This is a genomic window from Rhizobium sp. BK456 (genome assembly GCF_014194045.1).
GTDB classification, from domain to species: domain Bacteria; phylum Pseudomonadota; class Alphaproteobacteria; order Rhizobiales; family Rhizobiaceae; genus Rhizobium; species Rhizobium redzepovicii.
This window is the reverse complement of sequence record NZ_JACIAO010000009.1, coordinates 168,200-188,210: the sequence shown is the minus strand read 5'-3', so window position 1 is coordinate 188,210 and position 20,011 is coordinate 168,200. Positions and strand designations below refer to the sequence as shown.

Here is a 20,011-nt window from a genome sequence, read left to right as displayed (position 1 = left end):
GTGAGCACAGTCCGCGACACGCCCCTTCCGCAAGCCGGCAAGGCCGTCGGCATCGAGACGCTCGACATGACCATGCGTTTCGGCAGCTTCACCGCGCTCGACAACGTCTCGATCGCCGTTCCGGCCGGCTCTTTTCACGCGCTTCTCGGCGAAAACGGCGCCGGCAAGTCGACACTCGTCAAATGCATCATGGGCTTCTATCACGCAACCTCAGGCTCGCTGTCGGTCGACGGTCGCGAGGTGGCGGTTGCCTCACCCAAGGATGCAGCGGCCTATGGGCTCGGCATGGTCTACCAGCATTTCACACTGGTTCCCTCTCTGACCGGCGCGGAAAACCTTGTCATCAGCCGCACCGAAGTGCCCGCGGTGATCAACTGGGCCAGGGAACGCAAGGATCTGGCGGATTTCATGGAGCGCATGCCGTTCAAGATCCCGCTCGACAGGCCGGTGAGCGAGCTTGCCGCCGGCGAAAAGCAGAAGCTCGAAATCGTCAAGCAGCTCTATCTCGGCCGCTCCTTCCTCGTCCTCGACGAGCCGACTTCGGTGCTGACGCCCGCCGAAGCCGACGAGATGCTTGGCATCGTGCGCGGGATGACCGAGCGCGGCGAGCTCACCGTGCTGATGATTTCCCACAAGTTCCACGAGGTGACGAAGTTCGCTGATGCCGTTTCGATCCTGCGGCGCGGCAAGCTGGTCGGCACCGGTAAGGTCGGCGAGCTCTCCACCGCCGAGATGGCGGCGATGATGATCGGCGACGTCAAGCTCGCCGAGCTCGACAGCCGTCTGCCGGTGGCGGAAGCGGCCAAATCCGTGCTCACTGTAAGCCAGGTGAAAGCTCCGGATCGCTCCGGCCTGAAGACGATCGAGATCGACGCGCTTACGGTCCGCTCCGGCGAGATCGTCGGCATTGCCGGCATATCGGGCAACGGCCAGAAGGAGCTGACGGAAATTCTGGCCGGCCAGCGCCCGACCGATAGCGGCCAGGTCATGGTCAATGGCGAGGCTTACGGCGCCACCCGCGACGAGACCCGCAAGAACAGGGTGCGTTTCATCCCCGAAGAGCCGTTGCAGAATGCCTGTGCGCCGAAGATGACCGTGAGCGAGAACCTTGCGTTCCGCACCTTCGACTTGAAGCAGAACGGCAAGGACGCGATCTGGCTGAACAAGGGCAGCATGAAGAAGCGTGCCTCGGCGCTGATCTCCGACTTCAAGGTCAAGACGGCCTCTTCCGCCTCGCCGATCGCAGCGCTTTCGGGCGGCAACGTGCAGCGTGCCGTGCTCGCCCGCGAATTGACCGGCGATGTCGATCTGCTGATCGTCTCGAACCCCTGTTTCGGTCTCGATTTCTCGGCCGTCGCCGAAATCCGCGCCCGCATCATGAAGGCACGCAATTTGGGCGCTGCCGTGCTGCTGCTTTCCGAGGACCTCGACGAACTGCTCGAGATGTCCGACCGCATCATGGTCATTTCGGAAGGCAAGCTGGTCTACGAGACACCGGCGCGCTCGGCCGATATTGGCGTGATCGGCGCCCACATGGCGGGGCATCATTGATGGCGAAGATCAAAGCTGAACCTTTCGCCTTTCCGGTGAAGCACGATGAGCTCGCCCTCATCGTCATTGACATGCAGCGTGATTTCGCCGAACCCGGCGGCTTCGGCGCAAGCCTCGGCAATGATGTCAGCCGTATCACCAGGATCGTGCCTGATGTCAAACGCCTCATCCTGGGCTTCCGCAATGCCGGCCTGCCTGTGATCCATACGATGGAGTGCCACCGGCCGGACCTTTCTGACCTGCCGCCGGCCAAACGCGACCGTGGCAATCCGTCGCTCAGGATCGGCGACGAAGGTCCGATGGGCCGCATCCTGATCTCAGGCGAACCCGGCACGGCAATCCTGCCGGAACTCGCTCCTGTGAAGGGTGAAGTCGTCATCGAAAAACCCGGCAAGGGCGCCTTCTACGCCACCGAACTTGGCACCGTGTTGCAAGAGAAGGGCATTCGTCAGCTGGTCTTTGCTGGTGTCACCACCGAAGTCTGCGTGCAGACGACGATGCGCGAAGCAAACGACCGCGGCTATGAATGCCTTCTCGCCGAGGAGGCGACGGAGAGCTACTTCCCCGAATTCAAAGCCGCAGCTATCGCCATGATCCGCGCCCAAGGCGCGATCGTCGGCTGGACCGCGCATGTCGACGACATTCTGGAAAGTATCGCCCATGCCTGAAACGACCCGCGAACGCCTGACGTCAGGCGGCTGGAAGGCGCTGGAATTCGGCCCCTTCCGCGATGCCGTCACCATTCACTGGATCCGCCCCTTCGAGGGTGATCAGCCGGGCGTGGCGCTGCTGAAATATGAGCCCGGCGCCTCCGTTCCCCGCCATCGCCACGAAGGGCTCGAGACCATCCTGGTGCTCGACGGCGTTCAATCCGACGAGACGGGCGATTACATCAGCGGCAGTTATATCGTCAATGCACCCGGCAGCGAGCATTCGGTCTGGAGCGATACCGGCTGTGTCGTGCTCATCCAGTGGGACCGGCCGGTGAAGATATTCGAAGAGGAATTCGCATGATGCCGTTCCTCACTTTCGAGAGTGCCTCGCGGTTTTAACTCGGCGCTGTCGCGACTTGCTCTGCAGACGGGCTGGCGATCAGCATGACGATCTTCAATCCGACTATGCCGCACGAATCTTCGCCGTTGCGCCGTTTCGCGTGTCCTCTACGGCTCCGATCGCCATTCCGGCGCGCCGTCCCTCATAGAAGGCATAGGGAGCCTGCCTTGGTGCCACACCATCGCCGATCTCGACGAAGGGGATAGCGAGTTCGGCCAGCTCCAAGGCGAGCCAGTTCGCGGCAACATTGGTTGTGGAGAAGACGAGGCTGTCGGCTCCGATCGTCTCTCGTTTTCCGGTCAGGTGGGAGACGAGGATTGCGGCATTGCCTTGCCAGCTCTCTATGCTGGTCTCCGATCGGAATTGAACGCCGAGCATGCTGAGCGTCCGGCGCAGGGGAACGTCGGCGGAGGTGCGCTGCAGTTCCTTTCCGATGAGTGCGTCGGGTGTGACGAGCACGACCTCGTGCCCCTGCTCGGCAAGCTTCCAGGCCGTGCCGCAGCCCTTCCAGCCGCCGGTTTCGTCCACCACGACAACACGTTTGCCGAGCCGTGCCTGGCGGGCCATGACGCTTTCGGCGGAGAAGACGTTTCCTCGTTCAATGCCGGCGAGCGACGGGTGGTTGGGCATAGCCTTCTGAAAGCCTGTCTCCTGCGGCAGCGATCCGGTCGCTAAGATCACCACGTCGGCGCCGATCTCGGCGACGTCGCTTCCCTCGATATAGCTGTTGAAGCGAACCTCGACGCCGAGTTTTTCGAAGCAGGTTTCGTACCAGCGGATGAGGTCGAGGATCTGCGCCCGCCGGGGTTGCTCGCCGGCAAGGCGGAAAGCGCCGCCCAGCCGGTCCGAGGCTTCCGCAAGAATAACCCGATGGCCTCGTTCGGCGGCCACGCGCGCCGCTTCCAATCCGGCTGGCCCTCCCCCGACGACCAGCACGAACTGGGGATTGTCGACAGGTTCGAACCGGTCACCGCCCCATTCGGCCTCGCGCCCGACGGAAGGGTTGATCAGACAGCTGATCCAATAGTCGCGCGAGCGGCGGCCCCAGCACATCTGGTTGCAGGACAGACAACCGCGAATATCTTCAGGCGTGCCCAGGCGCGCCTTGTTGGCAAGATGCGGGTCGGCGATCTGGCCGCGGACGATCGAAACCAGATCCGCGGCCCCCTCCCCGAGCGTGATTTCCGCATTTTCGGGCGTTCGAATATGGCTTTCCGCCGTCACCAGCGCATGGTTCACGACCTGCTTGAGGCGGGCCGACAGCTCGACACCCAGTCGCTCGGGATAGAGAAAGGTCGGCATCAGGCTGCCATAGTCGAAATATCCGCCCGAGCCGCAGGTCACGTAATCGATCAGCCTCTTTTCATCGAGGCCGGCAACGATCTCGGTCAACTGATCACGATTGAGAGCCGTGGGACAGCCCGGCTCGTCGCTGACGGTCAGCCCGATGATGAAACCCGGGCCGCAGGCCTGCCGGATGCGGCTGAGAATTTCCCTGGAGAATCTCGTTCTATTTTCGAGGCTCCCGCCCCAGCGATCCTCGCGGCGGTTATAGAAGGGTGTCCAGAACTGATCGAGAAGCCCGCCATAGGCGGCCCAGACCTCGACGCCGTCAAAACCTGCCGCCCGACAGCGCAGCGCCGCCTTGACGAAGGCCTCGATGGTCTCCTCGATCTCGTCCTCCGTCATCGCATGCGAGCCGTCGCTGTCGTGATAGCTCGGTCCTCCCGAAGGCGACCAATGCGGATGAAAGGAAAGATCGGAGTCTCCGTGGCTTCCGACATGATAGAGCTGCTGGACGATGACGGCCCCATGCTGCTTGACGCTGTCGGTCAGCCTCTTGAACGCCGGGATGACGGAATCGTCCGATGTGCGGAAATTGCCGCGCGTCAGCACGGTCGCCGGATGGACCGGCATCGGCTCGACGACGATCATCGCTGCCCCGCCGATCGCCCGTTCGACATAATAGGCGGTGGTCTGATCGCCCGGCAGTCCATTCACCGACATATTTGCCGTATGGGCGCCGAACACGATCCTGTTGCGCAGCCTATGGCCTGCGAGCGTGATGTCCGAGAAGGTCTTCGGAAAGGAACTCGTCATGTTGAATCCTAGCGGGTTTCACGGTTTGCCGTGCGGACGCGCGGGCCCCGGCGGCCCGCGCGCTTATCGTTCAGAAAGCGGCGGTGATTTTCTCCGCCACATCGGCGCTCAGCCACGACTTCCAGACCTCCGGATGCTCCTTGAAAAAGTGCACCGCGCCGTCGTCACCGCCGGCCTGGGTATCGGTCATCCACGACATGACCGAACTGACGGTCTGATTGTCCCATGAGCGCTTGCGCAGATAGTCTATCACGCCGGCATTTCCGCTTTCCGCCAGTTTCTGCGACACCAGCGTCACCACATGGTCCTTCGGCCACTCGTTCTTTTTCGGATCGGGACAATCGGAAACGGTGTTGCAGCGCTTCCACTCCGCCGCATCGTTGGTGACGCCGGCTTCGAGACGCACCATGGAATATTTCCCAAGAAGGGCGGTCGGCGACCAGTAATAGCCCATCCATCCCTCTTTGTGCTCATAGGCCCGCGCCATGGCGCCGTCGAGGCCGGCCTGGGTTCCGGGGTCGACGAGGTCGAAGCCCTTGGCCTCGCCGCCATACGCCTTGAAAAGCTGGGCAGTGACGACCGAGCCGCCCGATCCGGTCGGACCGTTGAAGACCGCTCCTTTCGCGGTATTCTCGGGCGCGGGGAAAAGCTCCGGATGCGCGAAGGCATCATCGACGGTCTTGATCTCGGGATGAGCGTCGACGATGAATTTCGGTATATACCAACCCTGAATGCCGCCATCGGTCAAGGCTGGTCCGATATTTACAATTCTGTGCTCGTCGACGCCGCGTCTGACGATTTCCGGAACGAGATCGACCCAGGCCTCGCCGGCAATGTCGGGCTGCCCTTTTTCCACCATCGAGGTGATCGTCGGCACGGTGTCGCCGGGCACGAACTCCACCTGACAGCCGAAACCGTGCTCGAGGATGAATTTGTCGACATGGGCGAGAAGTTCGCCGCTTTGCCAGTTCATGTTGGCGACGGTGACGGTACCGCAAGCGGCGCTGGCGTTGGATGCGATGCCGGCGATCAAAGCGACCGTCGAAATTGCGAGAAGATTCTTCATTATGTTCCCCTTTTGCGCTTTGGCATGTCTGCTTGGCGGGAGGGAATGCCGGTTTTCCGAGCCTCGGACCGCGCCTCCCAACGCAAATCGATGGTATTTGTCTTGGTTGCCGCGGTATTGTACGTTTAGGACAATTTCCATGGCCCGGAGGACCATCGTTTGCAGCGCGACTACTCCCAGCTGGGGCCGAGCAAGCCGCCACCCGAGATCACCTCTCCGCTCAGGGTGGGGATCGTCGCGACACCGAACTTCACGCTGATGCCGCTTGCCTGCTTCACGGATTTTCTCCGGCTTGCAGGCGACGAAGGTGATTTCAGCCGGCGCATCTATTGTGACTGGGATCTGCTGTCGCACAGTCTCGATCCGATACGGTCGAGCTGCGGCCTGGAATTGACACCCGGCAGGACATACGGGAATCCCAGTGATTACGACTTCATCGTCGTGCATGGAGGCATACTCCATGCCGACCACAGGATCCCGCCGGAACTCTATGACTTCGTTACTGCCGCCGTTTGCAACGGCGTGCCGGTGGCCGGCAATTGTTCAGGAAGTTTCGTGCTGGCCGAGGCGGGCCTGCTTGCCGGAAAGAAATGCGCCGTCCATTTCACGCTGGCGGGGCTGCTGCGCCAGACTTTTCCGGATATCACTCCGATCACCGACCGGCCGGTCGTGGTCGACGGAGACGTCATAACCTGTCCCGGCGGGTTGGCGTCGATAAAGCTTGCAATGTATCTGGTCTCGAATGCCTGCGGGGAATCCCGTGCGCACAAGGCGTTTCACTACCTTCTCGGCGATCACGGTTTCGACAGGCAAGGCGCGATCGAAGAGCCCGATCTCGGCATGAAGTGCGGGGATCGCCGCGTCGTGAATGCGATCGGGCTGATGCGGCAGAAGATGTACGAGCTCTGTTCGCTCGCCGACATCGCGGCGAGCGTCGGTACATCGGAACGGGAGCTTTCCCGGCTTTTCCAAAAACATCTGCAGGTCGCTCCCGGCGAATATTGGCGCCAGATCCGCCTGAAAGCCGCGAAGTGGATGGTACTTAACAGCGATCGGTCTATCGCCCAGATCGCCTATGAATGCGGCTTTACCGATTGCGCCCATCTGGTGAACTGGTTCAGGCGCACCTATCACGTCACGCCCGCAAAACTCCGACGGTCGCATCGCGAACTGGGCGTGCGCTGACGGGAACTGCTTCAGCCAACGCCTCGCAAAAATTCCTCGGTCTCCATCAGTTCGAGCTGCACGGAAAAGCGGTCGTGCAGGAGTTCCAGCGAGGCGTCGTGCGTATCGTCGGCGCCGCTGCAGACGGCGTCTTTCAGCACGATCACCCGATAGCCGAAATCGATGGCGCCGAGTGTTGTGGCAAGCACGCAGACATCGGTTTCACCGCCTGTTATCACAAGCGTATCGACCCGTTCCGACTGAAGGATCGGATGGAGGCGGCCGTCGATCCAGGGGGAATAGGTGCGTTTGTCGAAGTGCCTTGCCGGCGGAACCAGTGATGTCAGCGATGAGGCCAAATCGACGAGGTCGCGCGGAAGATGCTCGCCGGTCATCATCCACCATTTCCGGTAATAATCCCGCCATTTCCCCGGCATCTCGTCGGCATGATCGGGTGGCAGGAAGCGGGTAAAGATCGTTCGGGACGGGTGCCGCCCAGCGAGTTCCTCGATCTGCGGCGAGACCCGCGCCATCCAGGGAACATGCCAAGGCGTGTCTTCGGCAAACATCCGCTGCATGTCGACGCAAAGGTGCCGCCACTCGCTTATCTCGCCCATCCCATCCTCCGTTCTCCGGGCGTCAACCGCCGCCCGCGGCGAAAGTTCCCGTGACCTGTGGAAGATCGGAAGCCTTCAGGCGACGGCGCCTGAAGCGGTTGTCAGTAATCCGGCGGCGCTCTCAGCTTCGCGGAAACAACCGAGTTCGCGGAGAGGAACCGGTTTGGAGAAGAAATAGCCTTGGAGGTCGGTGCAGCCAAGGGCGGCCAGGAAGTCGCGTTGATATTCGGTTTCAACCCCTTCCGCCGTCGTCGAAATACCGAGGTTGCGGCTGAGCGCGACGATGGCGCCGATGATCGCTGCGCCGTTGGCTTTTGTGCCGAGCAGCGAGACGAACGATCGATCGATCTTGATGCGGTCGATGTCGAAGCGCATCAGATGGCTGAGGCATGAAAAGCCGGTTCCGAAATCGTCGAGCGAAATCTGAACACCTCGGCTGCGCAGCGACTTCAGCACAGAATAGACGTCCGAGTTGTCCTCGATGAGCGAGGACTCGGTAAGCTCGAGCTCGAGCCGCGATGGCGGCAGTCCGCTCTCTTCAAGCACGGCGAAGACTTCCTCGGCAAAATTCGGCCGTCTCAACTGGGCGGGAGACACGTTGACGGCAACAAACGTATCGTCGGGCCATTTGCAGGCGGCTCGGCAGGCTTCGCGCAGCACCCAGAAACCGAGAGCGTCGATGAGGCCGCCCTCCTCGGCGACAGGGATGAAGCTGGCGGGCGTCAGCAGACCACGCTGGCTGTGACGCCAGCGCACCAGCGCCTCCGCGCCCGACGCTGCGTATCCGCCCTCGGCGCGGTGCACCGTTTGGTAATAGACCTCGAGCGATCCGAAGTCCGGCCTGGTTGTAATAGGATCCGAAGGTGAGCCGGCGGATGAAGCCGTGCCTTTGGCGAGAACTTCGCGCAATTCGTTTTTGAGAATGTCGCGCGCGTTCCTGCCGCCGTCCATGGAGGGCGAATAGAGGCGCCATTGACCTCTGCCGCCCATCTTTGCCTCGTAAAGCGCGACGTCGGCATAGCGCATGATGTCGTCGGCATTTCGGCCGGCATCCGGCACGACGGTCACGCCGATCGAGCCGCCGACGCGGGCGACTGCCTCGCCGTGCAAAAGCGGAAAGGGCTTGCCAAGTTCGGCAACGATGGCTTCGCAGATTGCCGGCAAAACCTGATCATGATCTTTGATGTCCCGGAGAAGCAGGGCAAATTCGTCGCCTCCGAGCCGGGCAAGCGTGTCGGCTGGACGCAGTATGGCGCGGATCCGCTCCGCAGCCATCCTGATGAGTTCATCGCCGGCCGCATGGCCGAACGTGTCGTTCACGGCTTTAAAGCGGTCGAGGTCGAGAAGCGCAACGGCCGAGCGCTCGGACGAATTGCGCGTCTCGGCCAGGCACTCGTCGAACCGCATCGCGAACAAGGCGCGGTTGGGAAGATCGGTCAGCACATCATGCAAGGCAAGCTGCCGCGCATGCAGCTCGCTCTTCTTCAACTCGCCGAGACTGCTTCGCAGGCGCACCAGCAGAAACGAGAACAGGACCGCGATCACCAAGGCTGCAATCGAAAGCGCCGGCATCAAACGGCCGATCACTCTCGATCCCGGAAGATCGGGCCGCCAGACGATGAAGCCGATCGGTTCGCCGTTTGCCGTCGCGTCGATCTGAAACGCAACCTCGTGCTCGTCGGCATCGGCGGTACGCGCAAAGCGCGCCCCGTTGAGCCCCTGTTGCCGGCTTAATTCATCGAGCGCCGCGCCATCGATAAACCGAACGACGACCAGGAATTGCCGTATCGGCTGCTGCCGTCCCTGATCGGCGTCGTTGATGGCGACGACCCCGACGATCGTCGGGCGGCCTTCCAACCGCATCAGATTGGCCAATGCACGGTTGGGGCGGGCGGCACTCGCAACGCGGCTTTCCATCGAGGACGGCGTTCGTTTCGACGCCGTCCCTTGTCTCACCCCCAGGCGGGCATCCTGAAGGAGAGGCGCAAAGAGGGGCTTCATCCAGCGGTAACGCTTTTCCGTCTGGGCGTCCGACAGCATGAGTAGTTGGGCCTTCTCGTCGACGACGAAAGCCTGGTCGTAACCGAAGGCGGACATTGCGGTCTGGCTGATCGCACTGCCGGCCGCCGCCGTCAGGACGGCGTCGAGGCTGGAGGAGCCTCCGTTTGACCGGGCGGCAGGATAAACGCGTGTGAGGTAGCCGTTGCCGAACTGGCCGATAACATGTGCGACCTGATCGACCTGCTCTCGCAGGCGCGCATTCACGAGCTGGCGCTGGCGATCAAGGGCGGCGGCGTCGCTCTCGGTTCCTGCCCAGAGCGCCGAAAGCACGACGAGCCCAATCGCTCCCAGCCCGCTGACGGCGATCAGAAAGAGAATCCTTCCCGAGGCGATCCAGGATTGCTGAAACGTATTGGAGCTGGAAGGAACAACGATGTGCAAGCCTAGACCCCTGAACACCACGATATGGGCGCATGCGTCGACGCTAGCAAAGAAGCGTTCACGTAGAATTAAAAGCTGGGGCGCACTATGGGCGAGATCGAATAGCCCCAAGGAGCACACGACGATGCTGCGCATATCCCTTCAGATGATGTTGCGCGCAGCGCTGATGGCGGGGGGCTTCGGTATGTTGTTGGCCGCGGCCGCGCCAATCCAGGCTGCCGCGCAAGATCGTATGCCGATGCGAATTGCCGTCGAAGGCGCATTTCCGCCCTTCAATTATCTCGATGCAAACAACAAGCTTCAGGGCTTCGACATCGATATTGCCAATGCGCTTTGCGAGGTCGGCAAGTTCGAATGCCAGTTCATCATCGAGAAATGGGACGACATAATCCCCAACCTCGTTGCCGATAAATACGACGCAATCATCTCGTCCATGTCGATGAGTCTCGAGCGGCGTCAAAAGGTTGCCTTCACGGAAAAATACTACAACAGTCCCTCCGTGTTCATCGCTCGGAAGGATTCGCCGATCAGCGATGTCAGCCCCACTGGCCTCAGCGGCAAGATTCTCGGAGTGACGTCGTCGACGGCGCAGGAATCCTACGCCAACCATCTCTATCCGGAGATGAAAAAGAAGATCTTCCGGTCTTCGCCTGAATTGTACAAGGGGTTGTCGGATGGCAGCGTCGATATCATCCTGGAGGACAAACTCGCCATCTACGACTGGATCGCCAACACCAAGGCGGGAACCTGCTGCGAGTTCAAAGGACCGGATCTGGTCGACGTCACATACTTCGGCGAAGGTGCCGGCATCGCGCTGCGCCTGGATGACAAGGAGCGTCTTACACGCTTGAACGAAGCGTTGAAGAGCATCAAGGCGGATGGGACCTACGACATGATCAACGCAAAATATTTCCCGTTCAGCATCCAGTAATTCCGCCGGCAAATTCCTGATGAATGCAGGATGGCCGGCTTGCGGCCGGCCATCCCATCGCGTCGAGTGTTCAATCGTAACCGCTAAGCGGCTTTCGCGACGTCCCCATGCGGATCGAGGACGAATTTCGTCGCCGCTCCGTGGTCGAAGCTCTCATATCCGGCGGCGGCCTCGTCGAGCGGAATGACCTTGGCGTTGACGATATCGGCAATCGGCAGCCGGTCGTGCAGGATCGCCTGCATGAGCTGCCGATTGTACTTGAGCACCGGCGTCTGGCCGGTGTGGAAAGACTGCGCCTTGGCCCAGCCGAGGCCGAAGCGGAGCGACAGATTGCCGTGCTTGGCGGCATTGTCGACGGCACCAGGATCCTCCGTGACGTAGAGGCCGGGAATACCGATCGAACCTGCGGCGCGGGTGATCTCCATCATCTGATTGAGCACGATCGCCGGCTGTTCGCCGCCCGAATGGCCGCGCGCTTCGAAGCCGACCGCGTCGATGGCGCTGTCCACTTCATTGCTACCGACGACCTGGGCGATCATGTCGCCGAGGCGGTCGCTCTTGGAGAGATCGATCGGTTCGAAACCGACCCTTGCCGCATGCGCCAGGCGATCCTTATTGAAATCACCGACCATGACGACGGCGGCGCCGAGGATGCGCGCCGAAGCGGCAGCCGCAAGGCCGACAGGGCCGGCGCCTGCGACGTAGACGGTCGATCCGACCCCGACGCCTGCGCGCACAGCGCCATGGAAGCCGGTTGGCAGAATATCGGAGAGCATGGTGAGATCGCGGATCTTCGCCATCGCCTTGTCCCGATCAGGGATTTTGAGCAGGTTGAAATCGGCATAGGGAATGGTGACGTAGCGCGCCTGTCCACCGATCCAGCCGCCCATGTCGACATAACCATAAGCGCCGCCGGCGCGGGCCGGATTGACCGTCAGGCAGACGCCGGTATCCTGGGACTTGCAGCAGCGGCAACGGCCGCAGGCGACATTGAATGGCACCGAGACGATATCGCCGATGTCGAGCATCTCGACGTCGACGCCTTTCTCGATGATCTCGCCGGTGATTTCATGACCGAGGACCAGGCCCGGCATCGCCGTCGTGCGGCCGCGGACCATGTGCTGGTCGGAGCCGCAGATATTGGTGGAGATCACCTTCAGGATGACGCCGTGCTCGATGCGGCGGCCGTCGGGCGCTTCCAGCTTCGGGTCGTCGATGTCGCGAACTTCGACCTTGCCCGGCCGGAGATAAACGACGCCTCTATTCTTGCTCATGGATTCCTCCCATTCGTTGAATGCCTCGATCTGCAACCGATGCAATCGATGGCAATTTTTCCTCCGGCCTGCCTCCTCTGCAGCCCGGTATTCACAACGCCGCATCGGGCGATATACGAATTTCGCAAATAGGCGGGGACAGATTGGATGGAGGGGAAGAGTGAAGACGATAGGTCTGGCCTGTCGTTTCCGCTCGTCATCACCGCCGCAATCCGCCGATTTGCTGCGCAAAGAGCTGGTTTCGGACTCCAGAACCTCCTTTCGATTCATCTTGGAATCTTCGGTCGGCCTTCCAACGGTTCTGTCGCCAGTGACGAGCGCCTTGAACATCACAAGCAAACCATGCCCGGCGGAAAACAGCGCCCGAAAAAACGACATGGGCGCAACTCAAAGACGACAGTCGGAAAACTCCGATAGCATGCCGCCGGAAGCTATGAGTTGATCCCCGGAATAGGGCGGTTTTCCGGATCGGTTCAGAAGATTTGAATTGCAGATCTCCGATCAAATGGCCTGAGCAATGCAAGGTTTCTCTGCCGGTTGTCGCGCTGTGATCGCCTCTGTCCGACCAGCGGCAGATGCCGTTGCCAATCGTGATTGGACATCGGCTGCGACCTGAGCCACGCTATTTTTGGGAGCGGACCATCTATTTTTCTCGGAGATAGGAGGCCGAAATGGAACAGTATGCACTGGAGCAGTTGAAAACGATTGCGAAGGTCAGCACGACCTGCAAGCGCCTTGACTTGACGCGGCGCGAACGGATTGAACGGTGGGCCGAAAGTCTCGAACGCAGCCCCAGACCGTTTCTTAAGACGCTTCACGAAACGGAATATCAGCCGATCGCAGATCGCATAGCCATGCGGGATGACGACACGCCGATCTCGGTTGCATTCGCTGATCCCATTCTGCGGGCGGCAGGAATGGAAAATGATAGTTACGGAGAAGCCAAACGGTTCTTCGAACTCAGCGACGGGGAACTGCACGAGCTTGTCTGCTTCTGTCATTTTGGTGAACGCGTCAGCGCGGCAACAGTCGCTCGCCGCGTGCGTAAGATGGCAGATCCTCAACCAAGCGGATTTTTCGCTCAGCTTCGTGCGTTCTTCGGCTAATTGAGGCTAAAGACCCCATGACGCTGCAAAGCCGGCTCTAAAGCGCGTCGCGATCTTTCAGATTCGCTCCTTGCGCTTTAGATCTTTGTTTTTACGCATGTCGTTACGGCAAAAGCGCTTCGCGCTTTGCCTGGGAAAACCGCTGCACACTTTTGCGCGACATGCTTAGCGGTCGCGTGACTGCTGGCTGCGGTTGAAGTCGATTGCCGTGTGCCAGAACACGGCGCCGAGGATGATTGCGCCGCCGAAATAGGTGGCGACCGGCGGCTGTTCCGAAAACAGCAGCCAGACCCAGAAGGGCGTCAGCACGATTTCCATCGTGCCGATCAGCGCGGCTTCTGCCGGCGGCATCCGTTTTGCGCCGGCGAGGAAGAGCACCAGCGCTAGCGAGAAATTGGTGGCGCCGAAGGCGGCAAGGACGATCCAGTTGTGCAGGTCGAGCGAGCCGACCGAACCGAACGGCGCGAAGATGACGAGGGTCAGGAAAGCGCTGACGACGGTCGGCGGCAGGCTCGGCACGCCGGGATTGATGCGCGGAATGATGATGACGAGCGCGAAGGACGCGGTCATGCCGAGCGCTAAGAGGTCGCCCCAACCAGTGCCGCCGCCGATCGACGAGGCGACGATGACGCCGACGCCGAAGAGGGACACGGCGCCGGCGATCAGCGTCCGCCTGGCGACCCTCTCTCCGAGGATGAGCCAGCCGAACAGAGCCGCAATGAAGGGCGTCGTCGCATAGATCATCGTCACATTGGCGACGGTGGTCATGTAGAGCGCCCCGATGAAACATCCCTGACTGAAGGTCTGGCATGCGATCATCGCAAGACCGGAGGGATGGAAGACGGAACGCCATTGCCGCCGCGAGATGCCCCCTTCGAGGAAAAGGCAGGGGATCAGCAGGAACAGGCCTCCGAACAACGACCGCCAGGCGATCGCCGTCCATACGTCGGTCGTGAGCAGCCGCGAGTAAACGCCGCTCGCACTCCAGGCGAGCGTCGCGGCAACGATGAGAAGCACACCCTTCTCGTGCTCGCTGCCTGCGAGGCGCGTGGTCGGATTTTCAATGGTCACGCAAATGGTCTCAAAGAAGGAAGTCGAACGCCGCTCATTTCTGCGCCGGTAATTGACATAAGACAAACGAATAGTAGAGATAGCTCTTATCGATTTTTTCTATGGCTCTGTCATGCATGAACCTATCGAGAGCGACCTCTTGAGGACCTTCCTGGTCGTTGCCGAGACGTCGAATTTCTCTGCAGCTGCCCAACGCATCGGGCGGACGCAGTCGGCCGTCAGCACCCAGATTAAGAGGCTCGAGGCGGCGATCGGCGAGATCCTCTTCGAGCGTGGCGCCCGCGGTGTACTGCTCACCCGCCAGGGCATCCAGCTGGTGCCTTATGCCCGCAGGGTGATCGACCTCCTCAACGAGGCCGCCGCGACGATCCGCAGCAAGCCGCTCGACGGGCCAGTGCGGATCGGAATTCCCGAGGAATACAGCCAGACGGTGCTGCCGGCAGCCCTTGCGGCTTTCGCCGTGCGCCATCCGGCGGTCGAGGTCACGGTGTCCTGCGACTACACGGTCCGAAACCTCGCCGCGCTGGAACGGGACGAACTCGATCTCGCCGTCGTTTTCGACTGGAGCGACCAGAACAAGGGCGAGGTCCTCTGCATTGATCCCACAGTCTGGGTCACATCGATGGTCCACCGGCTGCATGACATCGATCCACTGCCCGTCGCGACCTATCGCAATTCCACCTGGTCACGCGATTTTGCGCTCCGCTCGCTGGAACAGATCGGCCGCAGCTACCGTATCGCCTTCATCGCCGATACCGGCTCGGGACTGAAGAACGCGGTGACCGCAGGCCTTGCCGTCACCACGCTTTCCCGCAGCAGCATCCCGCCCGGCTGCCGGGAACTGACCGCCGAAGACGGTTTTCCGCCGGTCGATTCCTCGAAGGTCGTGCTTCGCCGCAGCACGTTCCGTTCCAGCGAGGCCGTCCGGGAACTCGCCGAAATGGTGCGCGAAGCCTTCCAGCCTATGGCGGCGCCGGCGATGGCGTGATGCGGCGGCGCAGGCGGCGACGGGTTTCGGACGGGCTCTCGGAAAAACTCGCCCGGTAGCTTCTTGCAAAGGCCGAGGCTGAATTGAAGCCGGTCGCCGCCGCGATGTCGGCGAAGGAGGCTGTTGTTTCGATCACCTTGCGGCGCGCCGCATTCAGCCGCAGCGCCAGATAATGCACATGCGGCGGCGCGCCGATACTCTGTTGGAAAAGATCCTGCAGATGCCGGGCGCTGACGCCCACCCTGCGGGCGAGCCGCGCCAAAATCAGCGGCTGCTCGATATGCTCCTCCATCAGTCGTACCGCCTGCGTCACGCGGGGATCATGCATGCGCAGTCCCGCCGAGGCCGCCGACAGCGGTTCATCGATATGAAAGGAGGGCTGCTCGTAACGGAACAGCCGGCTGACCTCGAGCGCCAGCGAATAACCCTGCCGCTGCCGGATCACCTCAAGCATCAGGTCGACGGTCGGCAGCGAACCCGATGTCGTCAACCGCTTGCCGTCGATGACGAAACGGTCTTTGACGGCCCTGACCTCAGGATAGGCCAGCGCAAAATCCTCGTAATCCTCCCAGTGGACGGTCGCCGGCAGCCCGTCGAGCAGACTTGCTTCCGCCAGCAGCCATGTGCCGGACTCGATGCCGGCAATGATCGTGCGGTGTCGGGCCGCCTGCGACAGCTGCATCTTCAGCGCCGGCGTCGCGCTGCGGCGCCAGTTGTAGCTGGCCAGCACGAAAAGCGGCGTCTCCTCGGTCGTCGCCTGGAAGGTGCCCTCAGCCGGGATGGCGATCGCGCTGGTGGTCGGGACCGGCGCTCCGTCCGGCGTCAAGAGCCGCCAGCGATAGAGTTCGCTGCCGGCGATGCGGTTGGCGCCGCGCAGCGGCTCGATGACCGACGCGATCAGGATCAGGTTCGTCTCCGGTAGGACGAGAAGGTCGATATCGAGCGGTTCCGTTGATCGCTGCAGCAAGGTCATCTCCTCTAGTTCCGATAATGTATCGATAGCTTCCGAGAATGCAAAGCATCTCCGCCGATCCTGCCGCGTAATGCCTGACAACACGGGGAGAACAAAAATCATGCCTCTTGCGATGAACCGCGATGTCTTCATCACCTGCGCCGTCACCGGCGCCGGCGATACGGTTTCCAAATCCAGCCATGTTCCCATTACTCCCAAGCAGATCGCGGACTCCGCGATCGACGCCGCCAAGGCTGGGGCGGCCGTTGTTCACTGCCATGTCCGCGATCCGGAAACGGGGGCCGCCAGCCGCCGCAACGATCTCTACAGGGAAGTCACCGACCGCATCCGCTCGGCCGATATCGATGTGGTCCTCAATCTAACCGCCGGCATGGGCGGTGATCTGGTCTTCGGCAATGTCGAAAGCCCCCTTCCCCTCAATCCGAGAGGCACTGACATGGCGGGCGCCAGCGAGCGCGTCAGCCATGTCGCCGAATGCCTGCCCGAGATCTGCACGCTCGACTGCGGCACGATGAACTTCAACCTCGGCGATTATGTCATGACCAATACGCCGGCCATGCTGCGGGCCATGGCGAGGAAGATGACGGATCTCGGCGTGCGACCGGAGATCGAGGCCTTCGACACCGGCCATCTCTGGTTCGCCAGGCAGCTTGCCGAGGAAGGCCTGATCGAAGACCCGGTGCTGATCCAGCTCTGCATGGGCATTCCATGGGGTGCGCCCGACGACCTCAACACGTTCATGGCGATGGTCAACAACCTGCCTCAGAGCTGGACCTTCTCGGCCTTTTCGATCGGCCGCAACGCCATGGCCTATCCGGCCGCGGCGGTGCTGGCCGGCGGCAATGTGCGCGTCGGCCTGGAGGATAACCTCTTCGTCGGCAAAGGCCAGCTCGCCACCAATGCGCAGCTCGTCGAAAAGGCCGTGCAGGTGGTCGAGGGCATGGGAGCGCGCATCATCGGACCGGAAGATGTGCGCAAGAAGCTGAAGCTGACGAAACGCTGAGGATATCATGACTAAGATCAGCAAGGCGGCCTGTATCGGCGGCGGCGTTATCGGTGGCGGATGGATCGCCCGTTTCCTGCTGGCCGGCATCGACGTCGATGTGTTCGACCCTCATCCGGAAGCAAGCCGCATCGTTGGCGAGGTGATCGCCAACGCCGAAAAAGCCTATGCCATGCTGACAGGCGCACCGCTGCCGCCGCGAGGCAGGCTGCGCTTCTGCCCGACGCTCGCTAAAGCCGTCACTGACGCCGACTGGATCCAGGAAAGCGTACCGGAAAGGCTCGACCTCAAGCGCCGCGTGCTGACCGAGATCGACGCCGCGGCCCGCCCGGAAGCGCTGATCGGCTCCTCTACGTCGGGGCTGCTGCCGACCGATCTGCAGCGCGACATGACGCATCCCGAACGCCTCTTCGTCGCCCACCCTTATAATCCCGTCTATCTGCTGCCGCTGGTCGAAATCGTCGGCGGGGCAAAGACCTCGCCGGCGACCATCCAGGCGGCGATGGAAAGACTGCCGCTGATCGGCATGAAGGGTGTCCACATCGCCAAGGAGATCGAAGCCTTCGTCGGCGACCGACTGCTCGAAGCGCTCTGGCGCGAGGCCCTGTGGCTCATCCATGATGATATCTGCACCGTCGAGACGCTCGATGATGTCATCCGCTACTCCTTCGGCCTGCGCTGGGCGCAGATGGGCCTGTTCCAGACCTACCGCATCGCCGGCGGCGAGGCCGGGATGCGTCATTTCCTCGCCCAGTTCGGCCCCTGCCTTGCGTGGCCCTGGACCAAACTCACCGATGTCGTCGATCTCGACGACGCCCTGATCGAAAAGATCGGCAGACAGTCCGACGAGCAGGCGGACGGCCTGTCGATCCGTGCGCTCGAACGCATCCGCGACGAAAACCTCGTCGGCATCCTGCAGGCGCTGAAGGGCGGCGACGGCGGCAAGGGTTGGGGCGCCGGCAAGCTGCTGAAGGATTTCGAGCAATCGCTCTGGGCAGCGGGCGGCGGCGCGACGAAGTCATTCGACCCGTCGAAGCCGCTGAGGCTCGTCGAGACGAAGGTCAGCCCGGCTTGGGTCGACTATAACGGCCATATGACCGAGCACCGCTACCTGCAGATTTTCGGCGATACATCAGATGCTTTGCTGCGCTTGATCGGCGTCGATCTCGCCTATGTCGAGGCGGGGCAGAGCTATTATACGGTGGAAAGCCACATCCGCCATCTCGGCGAGGCGAAGCTCGGCCAGGCGATCCACTCGACCTGCCGGATCCTGTCGGTCGACGAAAAGCGGCTGCATCTCTTCCATACCCTCTCCGACACGGCGACGGGCGAGCCCCTCGCAACCGCCGAGCACATGCTGCTGCATGTCGACAGCAAGGTCGGCAAGGCCGCGCCGGCGCCGGCCGCGGTGCTCGACAAGGTCAAGGCGATCGCCAGCGCCCAAGCGGCGTTGGCGCTGCCCGAAGGCGCCGGCCGGTACGTCGGCCAGAAACGGTAGGAGACAGGGCATGGATTTCGGTCTCAGCCAGGAACAGGAAATGATCGTCGAGACGGTTCGCGCCTTTGTCGAAACCGAGATCTATCCGCATGAGAACGAGGTCGAGCGGACCGGCATCGTCCCGCCGGAGCTTGGCCGCGAAATCCAGCGCAAATGCATCGATCTCGGCTTCTATGCCTGCAATTTCCCCGAGGAGATCGGCGGTGCCGGGCTCGACCATGTCACCTTCACGCTGGTCGAACGGGAGCTCGGGCGCGGTTCGCTCGGGCTGACGGTTTTCTTCGGCCGGCCCTCCGGCATCCTGATGGCCTGCGAGGGTGAGCAGCGCGAGCGTTACCTCCTGCCGGCGGTGCGCGGCGACAAGATCGACGCGCTCGCCATCACCGAACCGGATGCCGGTTCGGACATGCGCGGCATGAAATGCGCCGCCCGCCGCGATGGCGGAGACTTCGTGCTGAACGGCACAAAGCACTTCATCTCGCATGCCGATGTCGCCGATTTCGTCATCGTCTTTGCCGCGACGGGTGAGGAGGAGACGCCGAAGGGCATCAAGAAGAAGATCACCGCCTTCCTCGTCGATCGTGGCACGCCGGGTTTCGAGATCCGCAAGGGCTACGATTCCGTTTCGCATCGCGGTTACCATAACTCGACGCTCAGCTTCGAAGATTGCCGCATACCGGAAGCCCAGGTGCTGGGCGAGGTGCATCGCGGTTTCGATATCGCCAATCAATGGCTTTACGGCACGCGGTTAACGGTGGCCGCCACCTGCGTCGGCCGGGCGCGGCGCGTCTTCGAGATGGCCCTGCCCTACGCCGCCGAGCGCAAGCAGTTCGGCAAGCCGATCGGCGCCAATCAGGGCGTCTCGTTCAAGCTTGCCGACATGATCACCGAGATCGACGCGGCCGAGTGGTTGACGCTTTCAGCCGCCTGGCGGCTCGATGCCGGCCTTCCGGCAGACCGGCAGATCGCTTCTGCCAAGCTCTATGCCTCCGAAATGCTCGCCCGCGTGACGGATGAGGCGATCCAGATCTTCGGCGGCATGGGCCTGATGGACGACCTGCCGCTCGCCCGCTTCTGGCGCGATGCCCGCGTCGAGCGCATCTGGGACGGCACCTCCGAAATTCAGCGTCATATCATCAGCCGCGACCTGCTTCGGCCTTTGGGAGCTTGAGCC

The 20,011-nt window shown here is 61.9% G+C and carries 18 protein-coding genes; 11 read left to right on the top strand and 7 right to left on the bottom strand.

All coding sequences use genetic code 11. From position 1 onward, the window contains the following. Genes FHX03_RS24390 through FHX03_RS24380 form a run of 3 tightly spaced genes read left to right on the top strand, consistent with a single transcriptional unit; the run spans nucleotide 1 to nucleotide 2,565 of the window. On the top strand, nucleotides 1-1,551 hold the full coding sequence (locus FHX03_RS24390; protein ID WP_131711221.1) for an ABC transporter ATP-binding protein: 1,551 nt from the start codon (nucleotides 1-3) through the stop codon (nucleotides 1,549-1,551). Next, nucleotides 1,551-2,219 carry a cysteine hydrolase family protein gene (locus tag FHX03_RS24385; protein WP_018449130.1) on the top strand — a complete coding sequence of 223 codons (669 nt, stop codon included), beginning with the start codon at nucleotides 1,551-1,553 and terminating at the stop codon, nucleotides 2,217-2,219. The genes FHX03_RS24390 and FHX03_RS24385 overlap by 1 nt, the downstream gene beginning before the upstream one ends. After that, nucleotides 2,212-2,565, top strand: a complete 354-nt coding sequence (locus FHX03_RS24380) for a cupin domain-containing protein (RefSeq protein WP_183855836.1) — start codon at nucleotides 2,212-2,214, stop codon at nucleotides 2,563-2,565. Before FHX03_RS24385 ends, FHX03_RS24380 begins: the two co-directional genes overlap by 8 nt. Nucleotides 2,566-2,667: 102 nt before the next feature. Here the strand turns inward: FHX03_RS24380 and FHX03_RS24375 are convergent, their stop codons facing one another. Together FHX03_RS24375 and FHX03_RS24370 are read right to left on the bottom strand one after the other, a co-directional pair. Then, entirely contained in the window at nucleotides 2,668-4,704 is a 2,037-nt protein-coding gene (locus tag FHX03_RS24375; RefSeq protein WP_183855834.1) for an FAD-dependent oxidoreductase, read from the bottom strand. A 70-nt stretch (nucleotides 4,705-4,774) separates the two neighbouring features. Further along, nucleotides 4,775-5,770, bottom strand: coding sequence for a glycine betaine ABC transporter substrate-binding protein (locus FHX03_RS24370; RefSeq protein ID WP_183855832.1), 996 nt, complete (start codon nucleotides 5,768-5,770; stop codon nucleotides 4,775-4,777). A 159-nt stretch (nucleotides 5,771-5,929) separates the two neighbouring features. Here FHX03_RS24370 and FHX03_RS24365 point away from each other — a divergent pair, with 159 nt between their 5' ends. Continuing rightward, complete coding sequence (locus FHX03_RS24365; protein ID WP_183855830.1) at nucleotides 5,930-6,955, top strand: GlxA family transcriptional regulator; 1,026 nt, start codon at nucleotides 5,930-5,932, stop codon at nucleotides 6,953-6,955. Nucleotides 6,956-6,966: 11 nt separating this feature from the next. On the opposite strand, the gene FHX03_RS24360 is transcribed toward FHX03_RS24365, so the two are convergent. Next, nucleotides 6,967-7,551, bottom strand: a complete 585-nt coding sequence (locus tag FHX03_RS24360; protein WP_183855828.1) for a cysteine hydrolase family protein — start codon at nucleotides 7,549-7,551, stop codon at nucleotides 6,967-6,969. 75 nt (nucleotides 7,552-7,626) lie between these two features. Next, on the bottom strand, nucleotides 7,627-10,014 hold the full coding sequence (locus FHX03_RS24355) for a putative bifunctional diguanylate cyclase/phosphodiesterase (RefSeq protein WP_183855942.1): 2,388 nt from the start codon (nucleotides 10,012-10,014) through the stop codon (nucleotides 7,627-7,629). A 103-nt stretch (nucleotides 10,015-10,117) separates the two neighbouring features. On the opposite strand from FHX03_RS24355, the gene FHX03_RS24350 reads away from it, so the two are divergent. Beyond that, nucleotides 10,118-10,924 (top strand): transporter substrate-binding domain-containing protein, encoded by an 807-nt coding sequence (locus FHX03_RS24350; RefSeq protein WP_183855826.1) that lies wholly within the window; start codon nucleotides 10,118-10,120, stop codon nucleotides 10,922-10,924. A gap of 83 nt (nucleotides 10,925-11,007) precedes the next feature. Here FHX03_RS24350 and fdhA read toward each other — a convergent pair whose 3' ends face one another. Beyond that, the gene (fdhA, locus tag FHX03_RS24345; protein ID WP_097626332.1) at nucleotides 11,008-12,198 is read right to left on the bottom strand and encodes a formaldehyde dehydrogenase, glutathione-independent; all 1,191 of its coding nucleotides are present in this window, start codon (nucleotides 12,196-12,198) and stop codon (nucleotides 11,008-11,010) included. Nucleotides 12,199-12,358: 160 nt separating this feature from the next. On the opposite strand from fdhA, the gene FHX03_RS24340 reads away from it, so the two are divergent. Next, on the top strand, nucleotides 12,359-12,640 hold the full coding sequence (locus FHX03_RS24340; protein ID WP_131711207.1) for a hypothetical protein: 282 nt from the start codon (nucleotides 12,359-12,361) through the stop codon (nucleotides 12,638-12,640). A 229-nt stretch (nucleotides 12,641-12,869) separates the two neighbouring features. Further along, the gene (locus FHX03_RS24335; protein ID WP_097626191.1) at nucleotides 12,870-13,304 is read left to right on the top strand and encodes a hypothetical protein; all 435 of its coding nucleotides are present in this window, start codon (nucleotides 12,870-12,872) and stop codon (nucleotides 13,302-13,304) included. Between the two features lie 165 nt (nucleotides 13,305-13,469). Here the strand turns inward: FHX03_RS24335 and FHX03_RS24330 are convergent, their stop codons facing one another. After that, nucleotides 13,470-14,375, bottom strand: a complete 906-nt coding sequence (locus FHX03_RS24330) for a DMT family transporter (RefSeq protein ID WP_183780117.1) — start codon at nucleotides 14,373-14,375, stop codon at nucleotides 13,470-13,472. A gap of 112 nt (nucleotides 14,376-14,487) precedes the next feature. Between FHX03_RS24330 and FHX03_RS24325 the strand changes: the two genes are divergently transcribed. Beyond that, the gene (locus FHX03_RS24325) at nucleotides 14,488-15,363 is read left to right on the top strand and encodes a LysR substrate-binding domain-containing protein (protein WP_041672096.1); all 876 of its coding nucleotides are present in this window, start codon (nucleotides 14,488-14,490) and stop codon (nucleotides 15,361-15,363) included. Here the strand turns inward: FHX03_RS24325 and FHX03_RS24320 are convergent. After that, entirely contained in the window at nucleotides 15,338-16,330 is a 993-nt protein-coding gene (locus tag FHX03_RS24320) for a GlxA family transcriptional regulator (RefSeq protein ID WP_375166343.1), read from the bottom strand. The genes FHX03_RS24325 and FHX03_RS24320 overlap by 26 nt on opposite strands. 106 nt (nucleotides 16,331-16,436) lie before the next feature. Between FHX03_RS24320 and FHX03_RS24315 the strand changes: the two genes are divergently transcribed. Genes FHX03_RS24315 through FHX03_RS24305 form a run of 3 tightly spaced genes read left to right on the top strand, consistent with a single transcriptional unit; the run spans nucleotide 16,437 to nucleotide 20,008 of the window. Beyond that, a complete protein-coding gene (locus FHX03_RS24315; RefSeq protein WP_131711204.1) occupies nucleotides 16,437-17,339 on the top strand; it encodes a 3-keto-5-aminohexanoate cleavage protein in 903 nt (300 codons plus the stop codon). Nucleotides 17,340-17,346: 7 nt separating this feature from the next. Next, nucleotides 17,347-18,837: a carnitine 3-dehydrogenase gene (locus FHX03_RS24310; protein ID WP_183780112.1), complete on the top strand. Its 1,491-nt coding sequence runs from the start codon at nucleotides 17,347-17,349 to the stop codon at nucleotides 18,835-18,837. Nucleotides 18,838-18,847: 10 nt separating this feature from the next. After that, the gene (locus FHX03_RS24305; protein ID WP_097626186.1) at nucleotides 18,848-20,008 is read left to right on the top strand and encodes an acyl-CoA dehydrogenase family protein; all 1,161 of its coding nucleotides are present in this window, start codon (nucleotides 18,848-18,850) and stop codon (nucleotides 20,006-20,008) included. Nucleotides 20,009-20,011: the final 3 nt, after the last annotated feature.

Excerpts from the sequence above, each read along its gene's own strand:
- FHX03_RS24350 (WP_183855826.1), top strand. The coding sequence starts at position 10,118 with ATGCTGCGCATATCCCTTCAGATGATGTTGCGCGCAGCGCTGATGGCG.
- fdhA (WP_097626332.1), bottom strand. The coding sequence starts at position 12,198 with ATGAGCAAGAATAGAGGCGTCGTTTATCTCCGGCCGGGCAAGGTCGAA.
- FHX03_RS24360 (WP_183855828.1), bottom strand. The coding sequence starts at position 7,551 with ATGGGCGAGATAAGCGAGTGGCGGCACCTTTGCGTCGACATGCAGCGG.
- FHX03_RS24385 (WP_018449130.1), top strand. The coding sequence starts at position 1,551 with ATGGCGAAGATCAAAGCTGAACCTTTCGCCTTTCCGGTGAAGCACGAT.
- FHX03_RS24310 (WP_183780112.1), top strand. The coding sequence starts at position 17,347 with ATGACTAAGATCAGCAAGGCGGCCTGTATCGGCGGCGGCGTTATCGGT.
- FHX03_RS24305 (WP_097626186.1), top strand. The coding sequence starts at position 18,848 with ATGGATTTCGGTCTCAGCCAGGAACAGGAAATGATCGTCGAGACGGTT.
- FHX03_RS24375 (WP_183855834.1), bottom strand. The coding sequence starts at position 4,704 with ATGACGAGTTCCTTTCCGAAGACCTTCTCGGACATCACGCTCGCAGGC.
- FHX03_RS24315 (WP_131711204.1), top strand. The coding sequence starts at position 16,437 with ATGCCTCTTGCGATGAACCGCGATGTCTTCATCACCTGCGCCGTCACC.
- FHX03_RS24325 (WP_041672096.1), top strand. The coding sequence starts at position 14,488 with ATGCATGAACCTATCGAGAGCGACCTCTTGAGGACCTTCCTGGTCGTT.
- FHX03_RS24335 (WP_097626191.1), top strand. The coding sequence starts at position 12,870 with ATGGAACAGTATGCACTGGAGCAGTTGAAAACGATTGCGAAGGTCAGC.
- FHX03_RS24370 (WP_183855832.1), bottom strand. The coding sequence starts at position 5,770 with ATGAAGAATCTTCTCGCAATTTCGACGGTCGCTTTGATCGCCGGCATC.
- FHX03_RS24380 (WP_183855836.1), top strand. The coding sequence starts at position 2,212 with ATGCCTGAAACGACCCGCGAACGCCTGACGTCAGGCGGCTGGAAGGCG.